General features: G+C 65.9%; 22 protein-coding genes. 12 read left to right on the top strand and 10 right to left on the bottom strand.

Annotation, left to right across the window (positions count from 1 at the left end):
• The first annotated feature begins 51 nt into the window (after positions 1–51).
• From QA609_RS00500 to QA609_RS00515, 4 genes are all read left to right on the top strand, one after another.
• Positions 52–357, top strand: coding sequence for a hypothetical protein (locus QA609_RS00500; RefSeq protein ID WP_278300621.1), 306 nt, complete (start codon positions 52–54; stop codon positions 355–357).
• 114 nt (positions 358–471) lie between these two features.
• Positions 472–1,911 (top strand): heme o synthase, encoded by a 1,440-nt coding sequence (locus QA609_RS00505; RefSeq protein WP_278300622.1) that lies wholly within the window; start codon positions 472–474, stop codon positions 1,909–1,911.
• A gap of 56 nt (positions 1,912–1,967) precedes the next feature.
• Positions 1,968–2,612, top strand: coding sequence for a thioredoxin domain-containing protein (locus tag QA609_RS00510; protein ID WP_278300623.1), 645 nt, complete (start codon positions 1,968–1,970; stop codon positions 2,610–2,612).
• Positions 2,613–2,791: 179 nt separating this feature from the next.
• On the top strand, positions 2,792–3,406 hold the full coding sequence (locus tag QA609_RS00515; protein ID WP_278300624.1) for an OsmC family peroxiredoxin: 615 nt from the start codon (positions 2,792–2,794) through the stop codon (positions 3,404–3,406).
• A gap of 291 nt (positions 3,407–3,697) precedes the next feature.
• Here QA609_RS00515 and QA609_RS00520 read toward each other — a convergent pair whose 3' ends face one another.
• Positions 3,698–4,699 (bottom strand): aldo/keto reductase, encoded by a 1,002-nt coding sequence (locus tag QA609_RS00520; RefSeq protein WP_278300625.1) that lies wholly within the window; start codon positions 4,697–4,699, stop codon positions 3,698–3,700.
• Positions 4,700–4,883: 184 nt separating this feature from the next.
• Here QA609_RS00520 and QA609_RS00525 point away from each other — a divergent pair, with 184 nt between their 5' ends.
• Positions 4,884–6,371 carry a geranylgeranyl reductase family protein gene (locus QA609_RS00525; RefSeq protein ID WP_278300626.1) on the top strand — a complete coding sequence of 496 codons (1,488 nt, stop codon included), beginning with the start codon at positions 4,884–4,886 and terminating at the stop codon, positions 6,369–6,371.
• A 141-nt stretch (positions 6,372–6,512) separates the two neighbouring features.
• Here the strand turns inward: QA609_RS00525 and QA609_RS00530 are convergent, their stop codons facing one another.
• The 5 genes from QA609_RS00530 to QA609_RS00550 form a co-directional block, all read right to left on the bottom strand.
• Positions 6,513–7,466, bottom strand: a complete 954-nt coding sequence (locus QA609_RS00530; protein ID WP_278300627.1) for a TIGR03557 family F420-dependent LLM class oxidoreductase — start codon at positions 7,464–7,466, stop codon at positions 6,513–6,515.
• A 58-nt stretch (positions 7,467–7,524) separates the two neighbouring features.
• Entirely contained in the window at positions 7,525–9,261 is a 1,737-nt protein-coding gene (locus tag QA609_RS00535) for an alpha-glucosidase (protein WP_278300628.1), read from the bottom strand.
• A 235-nt stretch (positions 9,262–9,496) separates the two neighbouring features.
• A complete protein-coding gene (locus QA609_RS00540) occupies positions 9,497–10,576 on the bottom strand; it encodes an ABC transporter permease subunit (RefSeq protein WP_278300629.1) in 1,080 nt (359 codons plus the stop codon).
• Positions 10,573–11,571: a sugar ABC transporter permease gene (locus tag QA609_RS00545; protein WP_278300630.1), complete on the bottom strand. Its 999-nt coding sequence runs from the start codon at positions 11,569–11,571 to the stop codon at positions 10,573–10,575. The genes QA609_RS00540 and QA609_RS00545 overlap by 4 nt, the downstream gene beginning before the upstream one ends.
• Positions 11,572–11,580: 9 nt before the next feature.
• Entirely contained in the window at positions 11,581–12,879 is a 1,299-nt protein-coding gene (locus tag QA609_RS00550; protein ID WP_278300631.1) for an extracellular solute-binding protein, read from the bottom strand.
• Positions 12,880–13,097: 218 nt separating this feature from the next.
• On the opposite strand from QA609_RS00550, the gene QA609_RS00555 reads away from it, so the two are divergent.
• The 6 genes from QA609_RS00555 to QA609_RS00580 all read left to right on the top strand — a co-directional run bounded on the left by QA609_RS00555 (position 13,098) and on the right by QA609_RS00580 (position 20,914).
• Positions 13,098–14,222, top strand: a complete 1,125-nt coding sequence (locus tag QA609_RS00555) for an ABC transporter ATP-binding protein (protein WP_278300632.1) — start codon at positions 13,098–13,100, stop codon at positions 14,220–14,222.
• A 142-nt stretch (positions 14,223–14,364) separates the two neighbouring features.
• Positions 14,365–16,464 carry an alpha-amylase family glycosyl hydrolase gene (locus QA609_RS00560; protein ID WP_278300633.1) on the top strand — a complete coding sequence of 700 codons (2,100 nt, stop codon included), beginning with the start codon at positions 14,365–14,367 and terminating at the stop codon, positions 16,462–16,464.
• A 66-nt stretch (positions 16,465–16,530) separates the two neighbouring features.
• Positions 16,531–17,466 (top strand): ABC transporter ATP-binding protein, encoded by a 936-nt coding sequence (locus QA609_RS00565; RefSeq protein ID WP_278300634.1) that lies wholly within the window; start codon positions 16,531–16,533, stop codon positions 17,464–17,466.
• The gene (locus tag QA609_RS00570; protein ID WP_278300635.1) at positions 17,463–18,236 is read left to right on the top strand and encodes an ABC transporter permease; all 774 of its coding nucleotides are present in this window, start codon (positions 17,463–17,465) and stop codon (positions 18,234–18,236) included. Before QA609_RS00565 ends, QA609_RS00570 begins: the two co-directional genes overlap by 4 nt.
• Before the next feature lie 42 nt (positions 18,237–18,278).
• A complete protein-coding gene (locus QA609_RS00575; protein ID WP_278300636.1) occupies positions 18,279–19,520 on the top strand; it encodes a cytochrome P450 in 1,242 nt (413 codons plus the stop codon).
• A 170-nt stretch (positions 19,521–19,690) separates the two neighbouring features.
• Positions 19,691–20,914: a hypothetical protein gene (locus QA609_RS00580; RefSeq protein WP_278300637.1), complete on the top strand. Its 1,224-nt coding sequence runs from the start codon at positions 19,691–19,693 to the stop codon at positions 20,912–20,914.
• A gap of 61 nt (positions 20,915–20,975) precedes the next feature.
• Here the strand turns inward: QA609_RS00580 and QA609_RS00585 are convergent, their stop codons facing one another.
• Together QA609_RS00585 and QA609_RS00590 are read right to left on the bottom strand one after the other, a co-directional pair.
• Positions 20,976–21,488 carry a pyridoxamine 5'-phosphate oxidase family protein gene (locus QA609_RS00585; protein ID WP_278300638.1) on the bottom strand — a complete coding sequence of 171 codons (513 nt, stop codon included), beginning with the start codon at positions 21,486–21,488 and terminating at the stop codon, positions 20,976–20,978.
• A 58-nt stretch (positions 21,489–21,546) separates the two neighbouring features.
• The gene (locus QA609_RS00590) at positions 21,547–22,569 is read right to left on the bottom strand and encodes a Gfo/Idh/MocA family oxidoreductase (RefSeq protein ID WP_278300639.1); all 1,023 of its coding nucleotides are present in this window, start codon (positions 22,567–22,569) and stop codon (positions 21,547–21,549) included.
• A gap of 147 nt (positions 22,570–22,716) precedes the next feature.
• On the opposite strand from QA609_RS00590, the gene QA609_RS00595 reads away from it, so the two are divergent.
• On the top strand, positions 22,717–22,869 hold the full coding sequence (locus tag QA609_RS00595; protein WP_278300640.1) for a hypothetical protein: 153 nt from the start codon (positions 22,717–22,719) through the stop codon (positions 22,867–22,869).
• A gap of 30 nt (positions 22,870–22,899) precedes the next feature.
• Here QA609_RS00595 and QA609_RS00600 read toward each other — a convergent pair whose 3' ends face one another.
• Together QA609_RS00600 and QA609_RS00605 are read right to left on the bottom strand one after the other, a co-directional pair.
• The gene (locus QA609_RS00600) at positions 22,900–23,499 is read right to left on the bottom strand and encodes a DUF420 domain-containing protein (protein ID WP_278300641.1); all 600 of its coding nucleotides are present in this window, start codon (positions 23,497–23,499) and stop codon (positions 22,900–22,902) included.
• A 58-nt stretch (positions 23,500–23,557) separates the two neighbouring features.
• Complete coding sequence (locus QA609_RS00605; protein WP_278300642.1) at positions 23,558–23,827, bottom strand: HalOD1 output domain-containing protein; 270 nt, start codon at positions 23,825–23,827, stop codon at positions 23,558–23,560.
• Positions 23,828–23,875 lie beyond the last annotated feature (48 nt).

Here is a 23,875-nt window from a genome sequence, read left to right on the forward strand (position 1 = left end):
GTCGCCGACGAAACCGACAGGTTCCCGGTTGTCGACTCCACAGGATACGGTATGACCGACGACGACCGCACCGCCGAGTCGAACGGGATCAGGGCCAGCTACGAGGAGACCGGAGACGAGCGTCGACTCTCCTTCGAGACGACCGACGCGACCGAAGAGGCTCGAGCCGGCTCGACCGCGGCGATCGCCCAGAACCTCGAGGGGTACGCCATGCTGAAGGTGCGGCCGACGGCGGACGGCGACGAGCTCGAGCGCTACTACGGGTTCGACATGGCGCTCGATCACGTCGGGGAGTTACTCGGCGTTTCGCCCCGCGAGCTACCGGTGCCGGAGGCCGCTGCGGACATGGGGATGTAACCGACGCCGTAGTTGTTCGGTCGGCGACCGAACTGACTCGGGCGAGCGGGTTCGCCGGCGAAAAAAGCGGGAACCATAAATACGCAGAGTCGAACGGTGTAGACGAGAATAGCCGTGGCAACCGACCCGTTCCCCCGTCCGATTCGGACGCGTCGTCGTTTCTCCGCACTGCTCGCAGCGACCGCGCTCGGCGTCTACCTGCTGTTGATTATCGGTGCTACGACGTCGATCACGAACGCGGCCACTGCCTGTTCGACGTGGCCGACCTGTCACACCCCGGTCGATCCGCTGAGTCAGACCGACCTGGCGATCGCCTGGGGTCACCGGCTCGCCGCCGTCCTCGTCGGACTCCTCGTCGCCGCGTCCGCGATCACCGCGATGCTCGGTGCGGTCTCGAGTCGCGTCGTCGCCGCCCTGCTCGTCGGCGCCGTCCTCTACGTCGTGCAGGTCGGCGTCGGCGCCGCGACCGCCACGCTCGGTCCCGCCGCGATCGTTCCCGGGCTCCACCTCACGCTGGGCGTCGTGATCTTCACGGCCATCGTCCTGGCGCTCGCCTGGGATCTCGAGCTCGCGACCGGGAGCGAGGACGAGGTCATGGATACGCCGGAGCCGATCGACTCCGAAACGACCGCGGCAGCCGGAGGAGGCCGAACGCTTCCCTCGAGCCGACTCGCCCGCGCCCGGCTGACCGCCTTCGCCTACTTCAAGATGATGAAGCCCCGCCTGATGTGGCTACTCTGTCTCGTCGCCGCCGCGGGGATGGCCCTGGCCGCGGGACCGGCGCTCGACGCCGCGACGATCGTCGCCACGCTCGGCGGCGGCGTGCTCGCGATCGGCGCCTCGGGGACGTTCAACCACGTCTTGGAGCGCGACGTCGACCAGCGGATGTCCCGCACGGCCGATCGACCGCTGGCGACCGACCTGATCCCGGTTCGGAACGCCCTGCTGTTCGGGCTGTTCCTGACCGCGGCCTCGCTGACGGTCTTCCTGACGATCAACGCGCTGGCGGCCGCGCTCGGCCTCACTGCGATCATCTTCTACAGCGTCGTCTACACGCTGTTGCTCAAACCCAACACCGTCCAGAACACGGTTATCGGCGGCGCCGCGGGCGCGCTCCCGGCGCTGATCGGCTGGGCTGCGGTCACCAACGAGATCGGGCTTCCCGGACTCGCGCTCGCTGGCGTCATCTTCCTCTGGACGCCGGCGCACTTCTACAACCTCGCGCTGGCGTACAAGGACGACTACGCCCGGGGCGGGTTCCCGATGATGCCCGTGGTTCGGGGCGAGACCGAGACCCGAAAACACATCGTCTACTACATCGCCGCGACGCTCGCGGGAACGGTCGGGCTGGCCTGGATCACCGAACTGGGCGCGCTGTACGCGGCGACGGTGCTCGTCTTCGGCGGGATCTTCCTCTGGAGCGCCGTCGGCCTCCACTTCGAGCAGACCGAGGCCGCAGCGTTCCGATCGTTCCACGCCTCGAACGCGTTCCTCGGCGCGGTGCTGGTCGCGATCCTCGTCGACGCGCTCGTCCTCACGACGCCGATCTTCTGAGAGGCGCCTGCGGGAAACGGTATCGATAACAGGCCCGACTCCATACGCTCGAGCGAATGCACCGTCGTTCCTTCCTCACGCTCACTGCCACGGCCGGGTCGGCTGCGCTGGCCGGCTGTACGGCGCTGTTCGGCGCGTCGCTCCCCGACGAACTCGACGGCGTCGACCCCGACCCCGACCAGCTTCCGACGCCGACGGTCGGCTCGGGCACCGTTTCGATCGACGTCTACGAGGACCTCGCCTGCCCGAGCTGTCAGGAGTTCCAGGCCGCCGTCTTCCCCGAACTCGAGGCTCGCCTCCTCGATGACGACGCGGCGACCTACCGTCACCACGACTTTCCGCTGCCGGCCGACGAGGATCGGTCGATTCCGATGGCCAACGCTGCACGAGCGGTCCAGTCGGCGACCGAGAGCGGCGACGACCCGGGGGAGTTCTTCGAGTTCAAGCGGTTCGCGATGCACGCGGGAACGCCGAGCGACGAGGAGCTGGTCGAGATCGCGGCTGCGGAGACCGACGTCGATCCCTCGGTCGTCGAGGACGCCCTCGAGGAGGGCGCGTACTACCCGACGCTGGCCGCCGAGTGGGAGGACGCCGACGGGAGAGGGGTCGACCGCACGCCGACGGTGTTCGTCGACGACGAGGAGGTCGAGGATCCGCTCGATGCCGACGAGATCATCGCGATGGTCGAGGACGCCGTGTAGGCCGAGCTCGGGGTTCGAGTTCGAACCTGTGACTCGCGGCCGATCCGTGACACGTTCGTTCCGATCCGTTTCGCTCGTCCCCGTTTCTCCCCGGACGTCCCCGTTTCTCCTCCGTTCGGTCCGTTTCGCGAGGCGCGGTTAATACCGCGCCCCGTCTACGGTCGCTCGAGGGATCACTGATGTCGACAGCACGACGAGACCGACGAGCCGGTGAGATCGAACACGGCGTCGACGCCGAGACACACCTCGAGTTCATCGACTGGGTCGAGGCCAACCCCGAGGACGCCATGCTCGAGTTTCGGGCCTCGGGCGTCACGGAGGAGGTCGCCAACCGGACGACCGCGACGATCGGCGACTGGGCGCTCGGCGGCGAGGAGATGGGCGCCGAACGCGAACACACCCTCGAGTTCGGACTGCCCCCCGAACTGGAGGAGGCGATGGGGTACGTCGAGGCGACCGACCGCCACGAGGCGATCGAGGGCGCCCTCGCGGGGCTGACCGCCTGCATCAACGGGACGATCGTCTACAACGCGATCCGCGAGGGAATCGACCTCGAGGGCGTGACCACGGCGGTTCGCGCACCCGTGGACCTCCGGATGCTCTTTGGCATCCACGACGTCGACCGCGCCCACCAGATGTACGGCGAACTCGAGATCGACGTCGAGGTGACGGGCGAGCTCACGGCCGAGGAGAAGATGGCCGTCCGTGAGTACCCGAAACGGTCGCCGGTGTACACGCTCGTGACGCTCGAGCAGCCGAACAGACCGACCATCGAGTTCGAACCGACGGTCTAGCGAGAGCGGATACTTTCCTCATTTCGTTGTTCGGATCCAGTGCTGAATCTGAATTGGTCTGTTCGTTACGTATAGCGTGCACACGTACCTTTTTCCGCGTCGGGATTCCGCGCTTCGCGCGGAACCACTCGCGCAAAAATCTACGCTAAAAAGGCCGCTCGCTCCCGATGGTCGCTCGCGGGTGCTGTGCTTGAACAGTACCGCAGCGGTATCGGCTTCACCTGTACGTAACGAATCAGGCGGTTCAGATTCGACACGCCTGAACGAAGAAAATCACTCTCTACTGCTGAACTACTGCTCGCTCGAGCGGGCCGCGTCGATCCGCTCGAACTGCTCGCCGCTGAGTTCGACGTCGACGGCGCCGACGTTCTCCTCGAGCTGCTCGGGCGAGCGCGCGCCGACGATCGGCACGCAAGTAAACCGATCCTGGTCCATGAGCCAGCGCAGCGAAACCTGCGCGGGGGTGGCCTCGACCTCGTCGGCGACCGACTCGACGGTCTCGAGGACGTCCCACGCCCTGTCGGTCGCGTAGCGGTCCTCGAACACGTCGTCCAGGCTGCCCCGCGAGCCGTCGGGCGCCTCGACGCCGCCGTCTTCGGTACGCTCGTACTTGCCCGTCAGGAACCCGCCCGCGAGGGGGGAGTACGGACAGACGGCGAGGTCCCGATCGGCACAGACGTCGAGGTAGTCGCCGACGGCGTCGTAGTGGGCGGCGTTGACCATCGGCTGGGTGACGTCGAAGCGCTCGAGTCCCTCGACGTCGCTGGTCCACAGCGCCTTCGTGAGCTGCCAGGCGGCCATCGTCGAGGCGCCGAGGTGGTTGACCTTCCCCTCGCGGACGAGGTCGGTCAGCACCGACATCGTCTCCTCGATGGGGGTCTCGTCGTCCCAGCGGTGGATGTAGTACAGGTCGAGGTAGTCGGTGCCGAGTCGCTCGAGCGTGCCCTCGATCTGGGCGCGGATGTGTTTGCGCCCGAGCCCGGAGTCGTTCGGACCCGGCTCGCCCCAGCCGTCGAACTCGAAGTACACCTTCGAGGCGATGACCAGATCCTCGCGGTCCTGGCCTTCGAGCCACTCGCCGATCCACTCCTCGCTGGTGCCGTCGGGGGTGCCGTAGACGTTGGCGGTATCGATGAAGTTGATCCCGTGGTCGACGCAGGCGTCGAGCAGTTCGTGGGCCTCCTCGCGGGTCGTCTCGTTCTCGAGGTCGCCCGTCGAGCGACCGAACCGCCAGGTGCCGAAACACAGCTGCGAGACGGTCGTGCCCGTGTTACCGAGCGTGGTGTACTCCATGCTCGAGCGTTTCGCTGCGAGCGATAAAACGGATTGGGCTGCGGAAATCGACTTCGAGGGGCGCTCCGGCCGCCGTGGCCGACCCTGATTGCCACGAGGCTCGCCGCGTCGCTGACCGTCCTCTCCGTACAGCCGCAAGAGCAAGAGTTACGTCGCGCATTTCCTAACTCACGACCAGTACTCAATGGTACGCAGCCAACACGACGTGCTCGTCGTCGGGGGTGGGATAGCGGGCTGTTTCGCCGCAGCGACGGCAGCGGTCGAGGGGGTAGACGTCGTCCAACTGGAGCGAAAACCCCGCGACGAGGGCGGCTTCATCGCCTGTGGCGACGCGATAAAGAGCCCCCGAGATCCGAGCAACTATCCGGGGCCGATCGATATGGACGCGATCGCGAACGACGAGGCGGTCCTCGTCGACAACAACATCGATCAGATCGAGTGGTGGGACGAGGAACTCGGCGTGCGGAAGGTGTTGCCCTACCAGAACGGCAGCAACGTCATCGACCGCTACGAGTTCGGTCAGCGCCTGCTCGAGCAGACGGCCGACCACGGCGTCGAACAGCACTACGACACGGTGGTCAACGAGGTCGTTCAGGACGGTCGCGTCACCGGCGTCAAGGCGATCCGCGACGGCGAACCGGTCACCTACGAGTGTGACGTGCTGATCGATACCGCGGGCGCACAGTCGATCCTGCAAGACATGGTCGACTTCGAGGCGCTCGACACGCCCGCCGAGCCGACGTTCGAGCTTCCCCACTACACCCACTTCGGGTCGGCCTACCGCGAGATCATCGAGACCGAGGAGCCGGTCGAGTACCACAACGCCATCGTCGGCAAACCGCTCGAGGAGATGGGCTACATTTGGTACTTCCCGCGCACGCCGACGCAGATCAACGTCGGCCTGGGGTTCCAGATGAACAAGGAGCCGATCCCGCTCGCGGATCGCCTGCGCCGCGACGTCGAGAACCGGCCCGAGTTCCAGGGGGCGAGGGTCGCCGAGCGGTTCGGTCGGACGAACAAACTCGGCTCGGCGATCGCTCTCCGGCGACCGCTGGACTCGATGGTCGCCCCTGGCTACCTGACCGCGGGCGGTGCAGCAGGAACCACGCACCCGATCACGGGCAAGGGGATCCGCGGAGCCGCCTACTCCGGCTACTCCGCCGGGCGTGCGGCGGCCGAGGCCATCGAGGACGGGGACGTCTCCGAGGACGGACTCTGGGAGCACAACCGCTGGCTGTACCGCGAGCACGGCGAGGCCGCGAAGCTCGCCTCGTGGGACGCGTACAACGTCGCCGCGAGCTCCATCGACGTGAACGTCCTCCGGGCCGTCACCGCGTTGCTCCCCGAGAAGGAGCTTCGGGAGATCGTCGGCACGTCGACGGAGGTAGACGGACTCAAGAGCAAGCTGCTGGTCGGTGCCGGCGTCCTCAGGAACTTCGCGACGGAGTCCCGAAAGGGAACCTTCGACGCGCTCGGTGTGGACAGAAACGAACTGTACGAGGGCGTCCTCGGCCTCAAGCGGACGCGTGACTACGTCTCCGAGTACGAACGGCGGTACGAGGCCTACCCGGCCGAGCGGTCGTCGTTCGAACGGTGGCGCTCCGAGCGCGACCGCATCGACCGGGAGTTCTACGACGCCCTCGAGCTCTCCCCGAGCGACCGCAAGTACTGACCCCGTCGCCTCGAGGGGCGCGTGACCGATGGGGTCGCCGCCAACTGGTGCTCGACGGGCCGGTACGTCCCGTGTCTGACGACTCGGTACGTTCGGTGGCCAACGGCTCGACGCGTTGGCCGTCTCGAGCCCTCGAGCGTTTCAGAACGACGGCAACACCTCGTCCTCGTAGAACTCGATCGCGGACTCCTGATCGGGGCCGACCTGGTGGTAGTGGACGTGATCGTAGCCGGCGTCGACTGCCTGTTCGATGCTGTCGATGTGATCCTGCGGGTCCGGACTGGTCGTCGTCCCCGACTCCGCGATGTCCTCCTTCTCGACCATCTGGGCGGCCTGCTCGAAGTGGGCCGGCATCGGCAGTTCCTGGCCGAGTTCGCCCGGAACCGAGCCGTTCGGCCAGTACTCGTAGATCGTCTCGACGGCCGCCTCCTCGCTGTCGGCGTAGCAGCCGTGCAGTTGGGTGTACGTCGGTCCGTCGCCGCCGGCGTCCTCGTAGGCCTCGATTGGCTTCTCCTTCGGCCCCGAACACCAGAGCCCGTCGGTGTTGTCGGCGACCCACTGGGCAGTCTGGGGCCCGAACGCACTCCCGATCGTCGTCGGCTGCTCGTCGGGGCAGGTGTACAGCCGGGCGTTCTCGACCGTGTAGTGTTCGCCGTGGTGGCTCGTCGTCTCGCCGGTCCAGAGCTGCTCCATCACGTCCATCGCTTCGTCGAGCTTCTCGAGGCGGACGTCGTGTTCGGGCCAGCGCTCGCCCGTAACGTGTTCGTTCAGGTTCTCGCCCGTGCCGACACCGAAGGTAAAGCGGTCGCCGAACATCTCGTCGACGGTCGCGACCGCGTGGGCGACGTTGAGCGGGTGGATCCGGGTCGTCGGACAGGTGACGCCGACGCCGACCTCGATGTCGTCCGTCACGGTCGCGACCCCGCCCAGCGTCGACCAGACGAACGGGGACTCCCCCTGGGCCGGAACCCACGGGTGGAAGTGATCCGAGATCGAGAGAAAGTCGAATCCCGCTTCCTCGGCCCGCTGGGCGATAGAGATCAGCTCGTTGGGCTCGTGTTCCTCGCTCGAGAGCGTGTATCCGAGTTGTACCATCGACTCGGGATAACACGAACGCGCGTCTAACGGTTGGCCCTGCGAAAGCAACAGCGAATTACTCGAGCCGGTAGACGACCGCCTCGTAGGGCCGCAACTCGGCGTCGGTCGGATCTGCAGGCGACTCGCCGTAGTTCCCGACCAGAACCTCGAATCCGGCGGCCTCGAGCGCCGCCGGCTCGAACGTCGCGGGCTCGCCCGACCAGTTGAGGACGACCAGCACCCGCTCGTCCTCGAGCGTCCGGGTGTAGGCGAACAGCTGCTCGTCGTCGGGACAGAGGAGCTCGTACTCGCCGTAGACGAGCACGTCCTCGGCGTCTCGAAGCTCGATCAGCCGGCGGTAGTAGTGCCAGACCGAGTCCTCGTCGGCGAGGGCGGCCTCGACGTTGATTCGCGAGCGGTTCTCGTTTACCTTGAGCCAGGGCTCGCCGTCGGTGAAGCCGGCTCCCAGCGAGTCGTCCCACTGCATCGGCGTCCGCGCGTGGTCCCGGCTCCGGTAGTTGACGAACTCCCGAACGTCCTCGTAGGCGTCGACGGCGCCCGTCTCGAGCAGGTCGTCGATCGTCCCCAGCGTCTGGGGGTCGTCGATCTCCTCGCGGCTCCGGAAGTCGGCGTTGGTCATCCCGATCTCGTCGCCCTGGTAGATATAGGGCGTCCCCCGCATCGTCAGCAGGAAGGTCGCGATCAGCGTCGCGCTCTCCGCCCGGTATCGGTCGTCGTCTCCGAACCGCGAGACGAGCCGCGGGACGTCGTGGTTGCTCAGGAACAGCGCGTTCCACTCGAGGATCTCTTGCTTGCGGCTGACGATCTCCTTGAGCTCCGTCAACTCCCAGTCGCCGGGCTCGGCCCGGCCCCAGGGCCCGTTCTCGCCCGCGTCGACGTTCATGTGGTCGAACTGGAACACCATGTCGAGCCCGTCCCCGTCCTCGCCGAGCGAGGCAGCCGCCTCCTCGACGGAGGCCATCCCCATCTCGCCGACGGTCATCGCGTCGTAGTTCGCGAGCGTGTCGTCGTAGATCTCCCGCAGGTACTCGTGGAGACGCGGACCGTGACTGTAGTGTTCCGAGCCGACCAGCGCGTCGTCGGGATCGCCGTCGGGCAGCCCCTCGGCCTTCGAGAGCAGGTCGATCGCGTCCATGCGAAAGCCGTCGATCCCCTTCTCGAGCCACCACTCGATCTCCCCCTTGACGTCCTCGCGAACGTCGGGATTGCGCCAGTTCAGGTCGGGCTGGTGTGGATCGAAAATGTGGAGGTACCACTGGCCGCGCTCCTCGTCGTAGCTCCAGGCCGGTCCGCCGAAGATCGAGTCCCAGTTGTTCGGTGCGACTTCGTCGGCGGGGCCGTCGGCCGTCTCGTAGTCGGCTTCCGCGGTCGGTCGGCCCTCCTTCCAGTGGTAGTACTCCTCGTAGTTCCCGTCGCGTCGTCTGGAGCGCCGGAACCACTCGTGCTCGCTCGAGGTGTGGTTGACGACCAGATCCATGATCAGGCGCACGTCTCGAGCGTGTAGCTCCTCGAGCAGGCGCTCCCAGTCGGCCATCGTGCCGAACTCGTCCAGGATCGACCGGTAGTCGCGGATGTCGTACCCGTTGTCGTGGTTCGGCGAATCGTAGACCGGACAGAGCCAGATCACGTCGACGCCGAGCCGATCGAGGTAGTCGACGTTCTCGACGATTCCCGGAATGTCGCCGACGCCGTCGCCGTCGCTGTCGTTGAAACTTCGCGGATAGATCTGGTAGACGACCGCTTCTTTCCACCACGTCCTATCGGGTCGCTCGAGAGGGGCGCTCCGGCTCATCGACTCGTAGATCCCTCGAGCGCTCCTACAGTGTTTCGACACCGACTCGAGTCGGACGGACGGTTTCGTCGACTCTCGGTCTCCGTTCGGTCCTCGAGGGAACGGCTCGAGGCCAGTAGCCGAAAACGTAAACGCAAACGCAAACAGGCCGTCGGCCCAGTCGTGAGAAGCAGTGAGACGAACGTGCCCGGAACGAGCGTACGACGTCGCGATCGCCGAACGGAGTCGAGGGGGGTTACCCCTTCGTGCCGCCGAAGGAGAACCCGTCCTCGATGTAGCGCTGGGCGAACATGTAGATGAAGACGACCGGGGACGCGTAGACGAGTGCGAACGCCGCGAACTGCCCCCACGGTACGTTGTGTTCGTCGATGAGAGCGAACAGCCCGACCGGAAGCGTGTAGTGTTCCGGCGAGAGGATCAGCTGGGCGATGATGAACTCCATCCAGCCCACGAGGAAGATGAAGATGAAGATCGTGGCGATACCGGGCTTTGCCAGCGGCAACACGACCTCCCAGGCGACCCGGAACGGCGACGCGCCGTCCATGATCGCCGCCTCCTCCAGCGAGGTGGGGATCGAGTCCATGTAGGTCTTGAGCAGCCACGTGTTGAACGGCACGGCCATCGCCGCGTAGTAAAACGAGAGCACGAGCCGATTGTTCGTCACGCCCATACTCGAGAAGATGGTGTACAGGGCGATCACCGAGGCGATTCCCAGTCCGGCGCCGACCTGGGTGAACAGGATGTAGCCGTACAGGAGTTTCATCCGGCCCGCGAACTCCCGCCGCGAGAACGCGTACGCGGCCGGGACGATCATCAGCATCGCGAACACGACCGTCCAGAAGCTGATGAACATGCTGTTGCGGAAGTACCGGGGGAAGTCAGACGTCGAATCGACGTAGTTGCTCGCGTCCAGGAAGACGATTCGCGGCCACGAGATGTAGAACTCGACGTCGGTAAACGGGATGGTGATTCCGACGATCGCGCCGGGAATGGCGATATCGCCGATCACCCAGACGAACGCCGCGGGGTCGAACTGGCTGGGGATGAGCCCGGCGCTGTCGGTCGAGTACAGGGTCGCACCTTCTCCCTGCAGTGCGATGATGAAGATCCAGTAGACCGGGATCAACAGCACGAACACGAACACGATCGTCGCCAGCGTGGCGAGGACCGTCTTCGCGACGTCCAGCGGATCGATCGTTCCCCGTCGCATCCCGTCGACGGTGTAGGCGACGTCCTCGCGCCACTCCGCGGGCTTCTGGACGACGGTCCGGACGTCGTTACGGATCTTGTTCGAGAACCATTCGCGTACCGTCATGGACCGTCCACCCCTTCGGCGAGACGGCCTTTCCAGACTGCAACTATCATGAACGCTCCGATAAAGGCGACTGCCGACATCATGATCGCCGCACCGGCACCGTAGGCGTTGAAGTTAAACGCCTCCTGGTAGCCGTGAAGGACGATGAGCTCGTTCGCACGGTTCGGTCCGCCCCGATTGAACACGTACGGGATGAGAAACTGGGTGAACGAGGCCGCGGCAGTGAGGATCGCTGCGAACATCACCGGTCGCTTGATCGACGGCACGGTGACGTGCCAGAACCGGTGGAAGTAGCCCGCTCCGTCGACCTTTGCCGCGTCCATCAGTTCGTCCGAGACCGCCTGCAGCGCACTCACGGTGATGATCACCATGAACGGGTACGCCAGCCACATCTCCGTAAGCAGGTAACTCGCGAAGGCCATCCACCGGTCGTTGAGCCAGGCCTGCTCGCTGAACCCGAGGAAGATGACGGCCTGATTGGCCAGCCCGAACCGCGCGGAGCTGAAGATGCCGCTCCAGATCGTAATCGTGAAAATCGGCGGCAGCGCCCACGGGATGATGATGATCGAGCGCATGTACCGCTTCCCCTTCACCCGGTCACTTGTCAGGATCATCGCGATACCGACGCCGAAGGCGACCTTCAGCGCCACGCTACAGATCACGAACAGCCAGGTAACACCCAGTGAATTCCAGAACGTCGGATCGGAGAACACCGCGACGTAGTTCTCGAGGCCGACGAACGACTCCTCACCTCGAAGTCCGAAGAACCCGGTCAGACCGCCCGGTCCGTCCTGAAAGACGGTCGCCGGTTCCGCGTCCGTAAACGAGAGGTAGATCGTGTACGCGAGCGGGAAGAACATGAACAGGGAGAACGCGATCAGCCCGGGGAGGACGAGCAACAGTGGTCGGTGCTCCTCGAGGCGATCCCTGATGTGTTCCGGGACGGTCGCCTGATAGCGCTCGCGCGTCCGATCTCCGACTGAAGAAAGACTCATCTGTCGAGTTCAGTCCCAGGCGTCTTCGATTCGGCTCTCGGCGTCGGCCATCGCGTCCGCGACCGATTTGTTCCCGTTCAGCGCCTCCCACCACTCGTCCTCGAGCGGTTCCCAGACCGTCTGGAAGTCCGGATCGGTCGGCATCGGCTCGCCCTGGTCGACCGCTGCCGCAAAGCCCTGGAGGTCGTCGGTGAGCTCGTCCTCCTGTTCGCCGTCGTCGGCGAACGCGTTGTGAACCGGAATGAAGCCGTGTGCGTCGGCCATCTGGGCGATAGCCGCGGTGTTGGTCGTGTACCACTCGGCGAACGCGCGAGCGACCTCCGCGCGTTCGTCGTCCTCCTCCATTGCGGCCGCGAAGTAGATGAGCTGCACGCCGGTAAACGGACTCGGCGTGTGGCCCTCGACCTCGGGCCACGGGGCGACGCCCCACTCGAACTGGTCCTCGTCGAGCTGTCCGAGCTGCCAGGGGCCGCTGAAGAGGAACGGGGCGTTCCCTTCGAGGAAGATCGCTTCCTGTGCCTCGCCGTCGGGGTCGCCGGGCATATACTCCCAGACCTCCTCGAGGACGTACTCGAACCCCTCGACCGTCTCGTCGTTCGTGAGACCGAGTTCGCCGGAGTCGTCGTCGTAGTAGTAGCCGCCGAAGGCGTGTGGGAGTGCGCTCACGTGGTAAGCGTCCATCGGCCAGCCCAGGCCGTAGGTTCCGCCGTCCGGGTCGTGGTGTTCCTCGGCGATCTCGAGCAGTTCGTCGAACGTCTCCGGCGGCTCCTCGACGTACTCCGTGTTGTACAGCAGCCCAACAGTCTCAGCGGCGTGTGGGAGGCCGTGGAGTTCGTCGTTGAACATCCCCGACTCGGCGTTCTCGCCGAAGTACTCCTCGAGGTCGAAACTCACCTCGTCGGACTGATCGCTCAGGAATCCGTTCTGATGGTAGTCGCCGATCCAGTCGTGGGCCCAGACGAACAGTTCGGGCCCGTCTCCTGCCGGAATCGCGGCCATCGTCTGCTCCTCGAGGTCCGAGATGTGATCGGGCGCGACGTCGGCGTCGAACTGGTCGTTGAACGACTCGAGGTGCGACTCGAAGTCGTCCTGTTCGCCGCCGGAGAGCGAGTGCCAGAGCGATGCTTCGCCCGAGATGTCGTCCGGTTCGACCGTCTCCCAGTCCTCGTGTTCCTCGTAGTCGCCGGCGTCGTCGCCGCCGTTGCCGTCGTCGTCGTCGGACTCGGGCTCTTCGGTGCTGATACATCCCGCGAGGACGCCGACGGCGGAAACGCCTGCGAGATACTTCATCGTTGTTCTCCGATCCATGGTCATATCGATACCTGATGAATTATAACTTCATATATTTAGTAGTTGTGGGTGTCGCTGTCATATCGGGGAATTACACCGGCCGGAACACGCTCTCTGGAGGAAATTCGCGGACTCCACTACCTGAAAGGTGATCTCGACGAGCTAGGATGAAATAGTGCATCAAGCGTTACAAAATAGGAAAAGAATTATGTATGTTATCACCAGACAGTACGCAAATGGCGCGTTTGCACGTGGAGGATCTCCGAAAGGAGTTCGACAGAGGGTCGATCGTAGCCGTCGACGACCTCGATCTCGAGGTCGAGGACGGCGAGTTCGTTACCGTCGTCGGCCCGTCGGGCTGTGGAAAGACGACGACGCTACGGATGATCGCGGGACTCGAGGAGCCGACCTCCGGGTCGATTACCCTCGGGGGCGAGGACGTCACGGATCAGGGTGCGCGGACGCGTGATATCGCGATGGTGTTCCAGAACTACGCGCTGTACCCGCACAAGACGGTGTTCAAAAATATGGAGTTCGGACTCCGGATGAGCACCGACCTCTCGAAGGCGGAACGCCGGGAGAAAGTCGAGTGGGCGGCTCGGATGATGGACATCGAGGAGTTGCTGGACGACAAACCCGACGAGCTCTCGGGGGGGCAACAACAGCGGGTCGCGCTCGGTCGAGCGATCGTTCGCGAGCCCAAGCTCTTCCTGTTCGACGAACCGCTCTCGAACCTCGACGCCAAACTCCGGACGACGATGCGTGCGGAGATCCAGCGCCTGCAGGACGAGCTCGGAATCACCTCGGTGTACGTCACACACGATCAGGAGGAGGCGATGACGATGGGCGACAAGATAGTTATTCTCAACGACGGCGAACTCCAGCAGGTCGGTCCACCGAAGGACGTCTACGACGAACCGGCAAACCGGTTCGTCGGCGGGTTCATCGGCTCGCCGTCGATGAACTTCGTCGACGTCGTCGCCCGGCAGTCGGGCGATCGGATCGTTCTCGACGGTGGCGAGGCGTTTCAGTACTCGCTTTCGCCCGCTTACTCCCAGGAGGTGGCGATCGACGACGGCGAGGAGGCGGTTCTCGGCATCCGACCGGAGGACGTCCATCCGGCGGAGGGGTCAGACGGGATTCGAACGACCGTCGACGTCGTCGAACCGATCGGCAGCGACAACTACCTCTATCTCGATATCGGCGAGCAGTTCATGGCGCGAGTCAGCGCCGACTTCGAACCGGCGGTCGGCGAGACCGTCGAGGTCACGTTCGACGAGTCGAAGATCCGACTCTTCGACGATTCGACCGGTGAATCGCTACTACACTCGAGCAAGGCAGTGCCGATGCCCGAGCCCTGAACGACCTCCCTCCCTTCCCGATAGCAGCCCTCGAGTTCGTCCTCGCCGGCGGCTTTCGCCGGGCTCTCGGTGCGTCGGAAAGACATGTTGTAATAGTCGTTCGTTACTAACAGTGAAGTGGCCTGGTGTTCTCTGAGATCGCATGCACCATCCAGGGCCGCCGCGGTTCTGTGCCGTCGGCGAAACCGTCGAACTCGCGCCCCGAGCACCGGATCCGAACGTCGACTACGAGTGGAGGCTCGCGGAGAAACCGGCCGAGAGCGAACTGTCGGCTCCCGAGACGGCGGTCGCGGAGATCGAGCCCGATTCGCCCGGCACCTACCGATTCGAACTCGAGTCGCCTGCCGGCACGCACGAACAACGCGTTCGCGTTTTCCCCGACGTCCGTCGGAAGGCGAGTTTCGATCTCGACCGAACGGAACTCCCCGACCACGAGCCCGAAGACGTCTCGATCATGGGGCCGTTCAACGAACACCGGTTCGCGCGGGAGTGGCCGATCCTCGAGGACGACACCTACCGCTACGAGATCGAGGTCCAGCCGGGAACCCACCGCTACGGCTACGTTCCGGGCGAGGACTTCGAGAACGCCGTCTGGACGAACGTCGAGATCCCCGGGCCGGGTCGACCGCGAGTTCGTCTCGAGGAGGGGACCGACGAAGACGACGAGGCGGTTACCGTTACGGCCGGGGCGACACCCGGCACGGACAGCGAGTACGCCGCGGCGGACCTCGAGGTCGAGTTCTACGCCGACGACCGGGATCCGCTCTCGGACGACGACCTCGAGATCGACGGCCGCGAGGTCCGGGTCGACCTCGCGGATCTCGAGGAGGCCACTCGCGTTCACGCCGTCGCCGTCGGTGAGCGTCACAGCGTCGCCGACAGCGTCGTCGTCCATCCCGACGGGCGGGTCGACCGGACGAACGACCCGCCGGAGTGGGCCGAGGACGCGGTCGTCTACGAGATCTTCGTCCGCTCGTTCACCGACCCCGCGAGCTTCGAGGCGCTCGAACGGCGGGTGCCCTATCTCGAGTCGCTGGGGATCGACTGTCTGTGGCTGACGCCGGTCCTCGAGAGCCCGACCGACCACGGCTACCACACGACCGACTACTTCGACACCGCCTCCGATCTCGGCACGCGCGAGGAGTTCGAGTCGTTCGTCGACCGCTGCCACGAGGCGGGGATCAGGGTCGTCTTCGACCTCGTGATCAACCACACCGCTCGCGAGCACGCGGCCTTCGATATGAGCGCAGCCCAGGTGTCCGAGTACGACGACTGGTACGTCTGGGAACCGCTCGAGGACGTCGGGATCGAGGCGACGGATCTGGAGGGGGGACGGGAGGCCGACGCGCCGCCGTCACGGGTCACGATCGAGGGGCGGACCGAAGTCGCCGACTACTACTTCAACTGGCACGGGATCCCGAACGTCAACTACGATTCGCTCGCGGTGCGGTCCTTTTTCCGTGCGGTCGTCGAGGAGTGGGTCGACGTCGTCGACGGCTTCCGCTGTGACGTCGCCTGGGGCGTTCCCCACGGCTTCTGGAAGGAGGTGGCCGACCTTGCTCGCGATCGGGACGACGAGTTCCTGTTGCTCGACGAGACCATTCCCAGAGAGCCCGAGTACGCCGAGGGCGAGTTCGACGTCCACTACGATACGACGCTGTACTACGCGCTCCGGGAGATCGGTAACGGCCAGCGGGCCGCTGACGAACTGCTCGAGGCCGCACGGGCCCCCGAGCGGGAGGGGTTTCCCAACTGGTCGCTGCACATGCGCTACGTCGAGAACCACGACGAAACGCGGTACCTGACCGACTGTGGCGAGGCCGCACAGCGTGCGGCCGTCGCGGCTGTACTCACGCTTCCGGGGATGCCGATGATCTACTACGGCCAGGAGCGGGGTGCGACCGAGTACCGCCAGCGGATGCCCTGGGAGGGCGACAGCCGCGCGACGACGTACCACCGACGGCTCGTCGCGGCCAGGCGCGACTCCGCGGCGCTCTCCCGGGGTGTCCTCGACGGTCTCGAGTACGAAGCCGACTCAGAGCGCGTCGTCGCGTTCGCCCGCGAGGCCGACGCCGAGCGCGTCGCCGTCGCGCTGAACTTCGGGAGCGATCCCGTCGAGGTGACCCTCGATTCCCCTATCGAACCCGTCGACCTCGTCACCGGCGACGAACTCACCGTCGAGGACGGAACCGAGAGCCCGACCCTCGAGGTCGACGACGTCGTCGTCGCCCGCCTCGAGTAACGCACCCCATCGATCCGAAAGCGGGGAATCGAACCCCTTACCCCGGCCGCGCCGATAGCGACCCGTATGGATACCGCGGTCGTCGCCGAGGGACTCGAGAAGCGATACGACGGGACCACGGCGTTGGCGGGCGTGACGCTGTCGGTCGAGCGCGGTGAGGTGTTCGCGCTCATCGGCCCCAACGGCGCGGGCAAGACGACGCTCGTTCGCGCGCTCACCGGGACGACAGAGCCCGATTCGGGCAGCGCGCGCGTCCTCGGAGCGGTGCCGTCGGCCGTCGACCGCGACCGCCTGGGCGTGCTCCCGCAGTCGTTCTCGCCGCCGGATCGACTCACCGCCCGCGAGCTGGTGGCCTATTACGCGGGGCTGTACGACGACCACCGCGACCCCGAGGCCGTGCTGGCCGACGTCGGCCTGGCCGACGCCGACGACACCTGGTACGAGAACCTCTCGGGCGGTCAGCAGCGCCGGGTCTGTGTCGGCACCGCGCTGGTCAACGACCCCGACGTGCTCTTTCTGGACGAACCGACGACGGGCATCGACCCCGCGGGTCGGCGCACCGTCTGGCGGCTGGTCGAGGACCTCGCCGACTCGGGAACCACGGTCTTCCTGACGACCCACGACATGGCCGAGGCCGAACGCCTCGCCGACCGCGTCGGGCTGCTCGCCGACGGCGAACTCGTCGCCCGAGGGACCCCCGCGGGGCTGATCGCAGACCACGCCGGCTCGAGCCGGCTGATCGTCGAAACGCCGGCCGGTGCAGCGGCGTTCGACGACCTCCCGTTCGCGACCGCTGCGCGAGGAAAGGAGGTCGTCGTCCGCGAGGTCTCGCCCGCCGAGATCGGACGCGTCGTCGACTACCTCGAGCAGCGGGGGATCGACTACTCCGGGCTCTCCTGGGCCGAGCCCGATCTGGAGGACGTCTACCTCGAGCTGGCCGACGAAACCGAACTCGAGCGAACCAACAGTGCCGACCTCGCCCGCGCGGGTGAGACGGCGTGAGCCGGCTCGGTCGCGTTCGGGCCGAGACCGGTGCCGGCTGGCGGGCGTTCGTCCGCCGTCGGACCGCGGTCTTTTTCACGTTCTTCTTCCCGGTGATCCTGATCGTCATCTTCGGTGCGCTGGTGCGGACCGATCCGGGCGGGGGCGGACTGTTCGCGGAGCCCCCGGCGTACTACGTCCCGGGCTACCTGGCCGTCGTCGTCCTCTTTACCCCGCTGTCGCGGCTGGGCAGCGAGGTCGCGCGCCACCGCGAGGGGAGCCGCTTCGAGAAGCTGGCGACGACCCCCCAGACCAGAGCCGAGTGGCTGCTGGCTCAGACGGTCGTCAACGCCGTCATCATCGGGCTAGCGAGCCTGCTGATCCTCGCGCTCGTGATCGTCCTGACGGGCGCCGAGATCGTCTTTTCGGCGCTGCTGGTCCCCTACATCCTCGTCGGCGTCGTCTGCTTCTGTGGCGTCGGCGCGATGCTGGGGAGCTACACCGACTCCCAGGACGGCGCCGTCGCCGCCAGCAACGCCGTCGGCCTGCCGCTGCTCTTTCTCTCCGAGACGTTCGTCTCGCTCGAGCAGCTGCCCGGCTGGTTCGAACCGCTGGTGAACCTTTCGCCGCTGACGTACTTCGCCCGCGGGGTGCGGGCGGCGACCGATCCGACCGCTGGGACATCTACAGTCGCGGGGGTCGACCCCGCGCTGGCGAACCTTGGGATCCTCGCGGCGCTCGCGGTCGTCTTCTTCGCGCTCGGCGCCCGATCGATCCCGACGACCGACTGACACCACCCCGAACGTTTTGTGGATTCCCGCCGTTTACGGCCCATGAGTAGCGCAGATCCACAGGGATTGCAGGCGTTTCCCGACGAGCTCGCCTCCCGGGAGGCCTGGCTCGAGCCGTTCGACTGGTACCGGGAGATGCGCGAGAGCGCCCCCGTTCGGTACGACCCGTCCCGGGGGTGCTGGGACGTCTTCCGGTACGCGGACGTCAAGCGAGTCCTCGACGACGACGGGACGTTCTCGGTGAACCCGCGGCTGGCCGACGACTTTCAGGAACCCGATCGGCCCGAAGAGGGGCTGCTCTTCGAGACGATGCTCTTCCAGGATCCGCCCCGACACGACGAACTCCGCGGCGTCGTCGACGACGCGTTCGAACCGCGAGCGATCCGGGCGCTCGAGCCGGAGATCCGCGAGCTGGCGACCGACCTCCTCTCGGACGCGCTGGACGACCATCGGGGCGAGCTGGACGTCGTCGACGACTTCGCGTACCCACTTCCAGTCGTCGTCATCGCCGAGCTGCTCGGCGTTCCCGCCGAGGACCGCGACCGGTTCAAGCGGTGGTCGGACACGCTCGTCGAGTCCTCGAGCGCGGACGACGAGACCGAGGCGTTCCTCGAGCGCCAGCAGCAGGCCCAGATGGAGATGGCGAGCTACTTCTTCGAGATGATCGCGGACCGACGCGAGTCCCCGCAGGACGACCTCATGAGCCAGATCGTCACGCGAGAGCTCGAGGACGGGTCGCGGCTCTCGGAGGAGGAGGCGCTCGGCACCTGTATCCTGTTGCTCATCGCCGGCAACATCACGACGACGAACCTCGTCACGAACGCCGTCCGGTGTTTCGACGCCCACGACCTGTTCGAGGATCTCCGCGCGGAGCCCGACGCGATCGGCCGGGCGATCGAGGAGGTGTTGCGCTACCGCTCCCCGGTTCAGGCGATGTCCCGGGTCGCGACGGAAGACGTGACGCTTCGAGGCGCCGAGATCGAATCGGGTGACCGTGTCATCGCCTGGCTCGGCTCCGCGAACCGGGACGAACGGCAGTTCGAGGACGCCGACGCGTTCGTTCCCGACCGATCGCCCAACCAGCACCTCGGCTTTGGCCACGGAACCCACTACTGTCTCGGCGCCCCGCTGGCCCGGCTCGAGGCGTCGGTCGCCCTCGAGGAGCTGTGTGCCCGGACGGCGACGATCGAGACGGTCGACACCGACCTGCAGCCGGTTCGCAGTTCGCTGATCTACGGCGTCGAGTCGTTGCCGATCCGGTACGAGCGATCGTCCGAAAACTGATCCGTCCTCTCGATCGCGTCGAACCCGTAGTCTCCCGAATCGACAGACGGATTCGCTCGAGCTATCTGTAAATACAGGATAATTGTACCTAATATATATCTTCCGCTCTCCCTCACTAACACGAACGACTGACTATTGTTTTGTAGAATTGGTCGTAAGATTCGTCCGAAATGCCTCGAGAACTCGATCCAGCAACTCGACGAACCGTACTGCAAGGGTGTGCGGCGACAGCGGTCGGACTCGGCGCGCTGAGCGGCACCGGTGCGGCCCGAGGACGGGGAAGCGAGAACCGCAACCCGCGCTTGGAACTCGTTGGTCACTCTACGCTTGACGTCCCCGAGGGAAACATCACGAACATGGACGTCCGCGAGGACCTGGGGCTCGCGGCAGCAGGATCGTTCGTCAACGCCGATACCGACGTCCACGTCGTCGACCTCTCAGAGCTCGAGAACCCGGAGCGAACCGCAACGGTCTCGGCCGGCGTCGGCTACGTGAACGACGTGTTCTTCCACCCCGAGGAGCCGTGGGTGTTCACAGCGAACGAGGGCGGCGAGGACGCGGGCTGGGCGATCGTCGACGTCTCGGACCCGCACGATCCAGAGCCGCTCGGTCCGTTCACCGTCGAGGACGCGGGCGGCGTCCACACGATCATCGCGTTCGACGAGGAGTACGTCATCACGTCCGGCTCGGGCCGTGGGATGGTGGTGTACGACGTAGAGGATCCCACCGATCCCGAGGAGGTGTCGTCGTTCCAGGTCGACGGCGCGTTCGTCCACGACACCCAGGTTCGCGGCGACTACGCCTACCTCTCCCACTGGAGTCGGGGGCTCTACATCGTCGACATGAGCGACCCGGAGGATCCCAAAGAGGTCGCCTCCTTCGACTACCAGGAGGAGGAGGCGGACGTCCCGCTGCGGAACGCCCACCACGCGTTCCCTCACCCCGAGGACGACATCTGCCTGCTCGGCGAGGAGGTCGGTACGGGCGATCCGGGGTACAAGCACGTGATCGAGTTCGACCTCGAAACCGGCGAGACCGAGTTGCTCTCGTCGTTCCGCCCGCCACAGGGGAGTGCCCAACAACCCACTGGCCAGCAGGCGTTCTGGTGGACGGGCCACTTCTCGGACTGGGGCGTCGGCGACCAGCAGGATATCCTGTTCAGCGGCGACTACAAGGCTGGCGTCCAGACGTTCGACCTCTCCGATCCCGCCGACCCCGAGCGGATCGACCAGTACATGACGACCGAGGGGACAAACGAGGTCCGCCGTGAGGATCCCGAACGAGACATCGATGCCATCCCTCAGGTCTGGGGCGCAAACACAAAAGACAGCGAATACGTGTACGTCTCGGATGCGAACACGGGCGTGTTCGTGTTCACGTTCGAGGGTTACTGAGTCCGTCGGGCGCCCCGACGGACCAGCCTTCGAACCGACCGGATCGGACTCGAGGCGGGTCCTACATTCGACCGGAGAAGTCCCAGCCGTAGACGACCGCCGGCTCGATCGTGATCGTCACCTCCTCGCGGTCCTCGTCCAGCAACGTCCGCGCGAGCTCCGACTCCGTTCCACCGAGGTACCGCTCGAGCAGATCCCGAAGCACCTCCTTCTCGGGATCGGGCTCGAGCGACGCCGTACCCCGTCCGCGGACTCCGGCGTAGGGTGGGTCGTTCGTCGAGACCTCGAACGATACCTCGGGGGTCTCACGGAGGTAGGTGACGACGTCCGCCGAGGCGGCGGTCGCACACTCGAGAATCCAGCGGTCGCTCTCGCCGGCGTCGTCGCCGCTCTCCCGCTCGCCCCCGTCGTCTCCGCCGTCCGTCGGTCTCGCCTCGAGGAGCCGTCGGCGATACCACAGCGACACCATCCAGGGGTGACCAGCGGGAGTCCGACAGCCGAGTCGGATCGGGATCCTCTCCGCCTCGAGAAACGCCGCGATCTCCTCGCGCGAGCGAGAGCCTCGAACCTTCATACCGGACGAACGGGGTCCTCCCATACCAATCCCAGGGGCCGGGGCTCCCGAGTCCGGCTCACCGCGTCTCCTCGAGCAGCGCTTCCACGTCGACTCGACACTCCCGCTGGTCGGCTCGGTAGGCCGCCTCCGTCAGCGCGGTCACCCGGAGTCCGTCCGCTCCCGGGACGGCCGGGTCAGCGGTTCCCGCGATCGACTCGAGGAAGTTCTCGAGTTTCGCGGTCGTCAGCGTCGTAAAATCGGTGCGGGCGTCGATCGTGCTCTCGTAGACGGTCGCGCCGCGTTCGGCGAGGCGGATCCGCTCGCCGTCGAAGGTGACCCGGCCGTCCGTCCCCCAGATCGCGTACCCCTCCGCCGGCGTGAGTTCGACGCCGTCCCCGCAGATCGTGACGCCCGCGAGGATCGCCCGGTCGTCGCGTTCGAATTCGACCGACAGTGCGCTGTTGACGTCGATCTCGGCTCTCGCGTACGTTACGTCGGCGGAGACGTGGGTCGGCGTTCCGTCGACGATCCAGCAGAGTACGTCGAGCAGGTGTGATCCCGTATCGTACAGCTGCCCGCCGCCCGAGAGCGTCGGATCGACGCGCCAGGTCCCCTCGTGGAGCTCGAACCAGTTCTGGCCGAGAAACGCGTTCGCGGCGTGGATATCCCCGACCCGACCGTCGTCGACGAGCCGTTTGACCTCGGCGAACCCCGGGTGGAACCGGCGCTGGTACCCCACCTGCACGACGAGCCCCCGATCGTCGGCCAGCTCGAGCAACTCGACGGCGTCGGCGACGTCGGTCACCATCGGCTTCTCGAGGTAGACGTGGACGTCGGCCTCGAGACACGCCCGGGCCTGTTCGAAGTGGAGGGTATGAGGGGTGACGATCAGCGCGATGTCGATCCCGTCCCCGTGGGCGGCGAGCATCGCGTCGTGGTCGGCGTACGCCGGCGCGCCGAACTCGCGCTCGAAAACTTCCCGTGCATCACCGGAGACGTCGGCCCCCGCGACCAGCTCGACACCCTCGAGCCCGACCAGCACCTCGAGCTCGAGCTGCCCGAGTCCCCCGAGTCCGATCGCCGCTGCGCGGAACTGCATACCGCTACCGCGCTCCCCACGACGAAAAACACTTGCTAACACACAGCACAACAGGACTCTCGGAGCGTCCCGGGAGTCTTTGTTGCCGACCGGTCGGGAACGAGGGTCACCGGAAGCTACTCTCCCTCCGGGCGCGTTTCGAGGGGTATGCCTACCTGTCCCGGCTGCAAGAGCCAGCTCACTCACGAGGAGTGTCTCGCACACCTGCGGTACTGTAAGTGGCTCTGGAGTAGCGCTCCCGAACGAGAGTCGCGGTGGGGAGAGCAACTCCTTCGGGAACTCCGCGATCGAGAGCGATAACCCGCGGCTGACGACGAGAAACGGTCCCGCTCAGAGGGAGGGGACGAGCATCGCGAACTCGTAGCCGTAGATGTGGTTGAGCATGAGGTAGGTGACGATTCCGAGGACGAGACTCAGGATCCACGAGCCGGCGGCGATGCGGCCGACGCGAGCGTGGATGGTCTCCCGAAGTTCGGAGGGAGAGTGGGTAAGACCCAGGATCAGTGCGTACAGCACGACCGGGACCGCGACGATCGAGAGCACGATGTGGATCGCCAGCATCGCGAGGTAGAGCTCGTACTCCGGGGAGGGGCCGACGAACTCCTTCGTCCCGCCGCCGCCGACCCGGATCAGGTAGACGACCAGAAACAGGAGGATCGTCGCGAACGCGCCGGTCATCGCCGCGCGGTGTTTGTCGACGTCGCCGGCCCGGATCCAGTACCAGCCCGCGACGAGCAACACGGTCGTCACGGCGTTGATCACCGCGATCGCGTGGGTGAACAGGTTGACCTGTGCGTTCGTCAGATCCGGATAGATCGGGACGTCCGCGACGAACGTTCCGATGACGAGCGTGTAGCCGACGATCGTCAACAGGATCGTTGCGCCGATCGGCCGCTCCCGGAGTCGTTCTCTCGCGTCGGCGGTTGCCATCGGTCGAGGTTAGGAGGGATCGCCTATCTGTCTTGCCGTTTCGGAAGGCGCGCCCCGTTCACTCGAGCGAGACCGTCCCGCGGTGATCGACGGTGACGTCGTACCCGCAGTAAGAAAACGAGACGGAACCGGTACGCGGCCGTCCGTCCCGCAGCGGGGCGAACAGCTCGTCGAGAGCGGTCGGATCGACGACGGAGTGTAGTGGGTCGTACGCCGGCATCGTGAGCTGGTCGTACTTGATCCCTTCCGCGTCGGCGACGGCCTCGACGACCGCCAGGCTCGGCGGTTTCCGCTTCGTCTCGTCGGTCCCGTCGTAACTGCGACTCACGATAGAACTACTGTCCGAGAGCCGATAACGGTATCCCTCGTCGTGACC

Source organism: Natronococcus sp. A-GB7 (assembly GCF_029688865.1).
GTDB lineage: Archaea > Halobacteriota > Halobacteria > Halobacteriales > Natrialbaceae > Natronococcus.

What these genes read in the sequence shown, in the direction of transcription:
- QA609_RS00500 (WP_278300621.1), top strand. Translation starts at nt 52, where the DNA reads ATGACCGACGACGACCGCACCGCCGAGTCGAACGGGATCAGGGCCAGC.
- QA609_RS00510 (WP_278300623.1), top strand. Translation starts at nt 1,968, where the DNA reads ATGCACCGTCGTTCCTTCCTCACGCTCACTGCCACGGCCGGGTCGGCT.
- QA609_RS00515 (WP_278300624.1), top strand. Translation starts at nt 2,792, where the DNA reads ATGTCGACAGCACGACGAGACCGACGAGCCGGTGAGATCGAACACGGC.
- QA609_RS00520 (WP_278300625.1), bottom strand. Translation starts at nt 4,699, where the DNA reads ATGGAGTACACCACGCTCGGTAACACGGGCACGACCGTCTCGCAGCTG.
- QA609_RS00525 (WP_278300626.1), top strand. Translation starts at nt 4,884, where the DNA reads ATGGTACGCAGCCAACACGACGTGCTCGTCGTCGGGGGTGGGATAGCG.
- QA609_RS00530 (WP_278300627.1), bottom strand. Translation starts at nt 7,466, where the DNA reads ATGGTACAACTCGGATACACGCTCTCGAGCGAGGAACACGAGCCCAAC.
- QA609_RS00535 (WP_278300628.1), bottom strand. Translation starts at nt 9,261, where the DNA reads ATGAGCCGGAGCGCCCCTCTCGAGCGACCCGATAGGACGTGGTGGAAA.
- QA609_RS00540 (WP_278300629.1), bottom strand. Translation starts at nt 10,576, where the DNA reads ATGACGGTACGCGAATGGTTCTCGAACAAGATCCGTAACGACGTCCGG.
- QA609_RS00545 (WP_278300630.1), bottom strand. Translation starts at nt 11,571, where the DNA reads ATGAGTCTTTCTTCAGTCGGAGATCGGACGCGCGAGCGCTATCAGGCG.
- QA609_RS00550 (WP_278300631.1), bottom strand. Translation starts at nt 12,879, where the DNA reads ATGGATCGGAGAACAACGATGAAGTATCTCGCAGGCGTTTCCGCCGTC.
- QA609_RS00555 (WP_278300632.1), top strand. Translation starts at nt 13,098, where the DNA reads ATGGCGCGTTTGCACGTGGAGGATCTCCGAAAGGAGTTCGACAGAGGG.
- QA609_RS00560 (WP_278300633.1), top strand. Translation starts at nt 14,365, where the DNA reads ATGCACCATCCAGGGCCGCCGCGGTTCTGTGCCGTCGGCGAAACCGTC.
- QA609_RS00565 (WP_278300634.1), top strand. Translation starts at nt 16,531, where the DNA reads ATGGATACCGCGGTCGTCGCCGAGGGACTCGAGAAGCGATACGACGGG.
- QA609_RS00575 (WP_278300636.1), top strand. Translation starts at nt 18,279, where the DNA reads ATGAGTAGCGCAGATCCACAGGGATTGCAGGCGTTTCCCGACGAGCTC.
- QA609_RS00580 (WP_278300637.1), top strand. Translation starts at nt 19,691, where the DNA reads ATGCCTCGAGAACTCGATCCAGCAACTCGACGAACCGTACTGCAAGGG.
- QA609_RS00585 (WP_278300638.1), bottom strand. Translation starts at nt 21,488, where the DNA reads ATGAAGGTTCGAGGCTCTCGCTCGCGCGAGGAGATCGCGGCGTTTCTC.
- QA609_RS00590 (WP_278300639.1), bottom strand. Translation starts at nt 22,569, where the DNA reads ATGCAGTTCCGCGCAGCGGCGATCGGACTCGGGGGACTCGGGCAGCTC.
- QA609_RS00595 (WP_278300640.1), top strand. Translation starts at nt 22,717, where the DNA reads ATGCCTACCTGTCCCGGCTGCAAGAGCCAGCTCACTCACGAGGAGTGT.
- QA609_RS00600 (WP_278300641.1), bottom strand. Translation starts at nt 23,499, where the DNA reads ATGGCAACCGCCGACGCGAGAGAACGACTCCGGGAGCGGCCGATCGGC.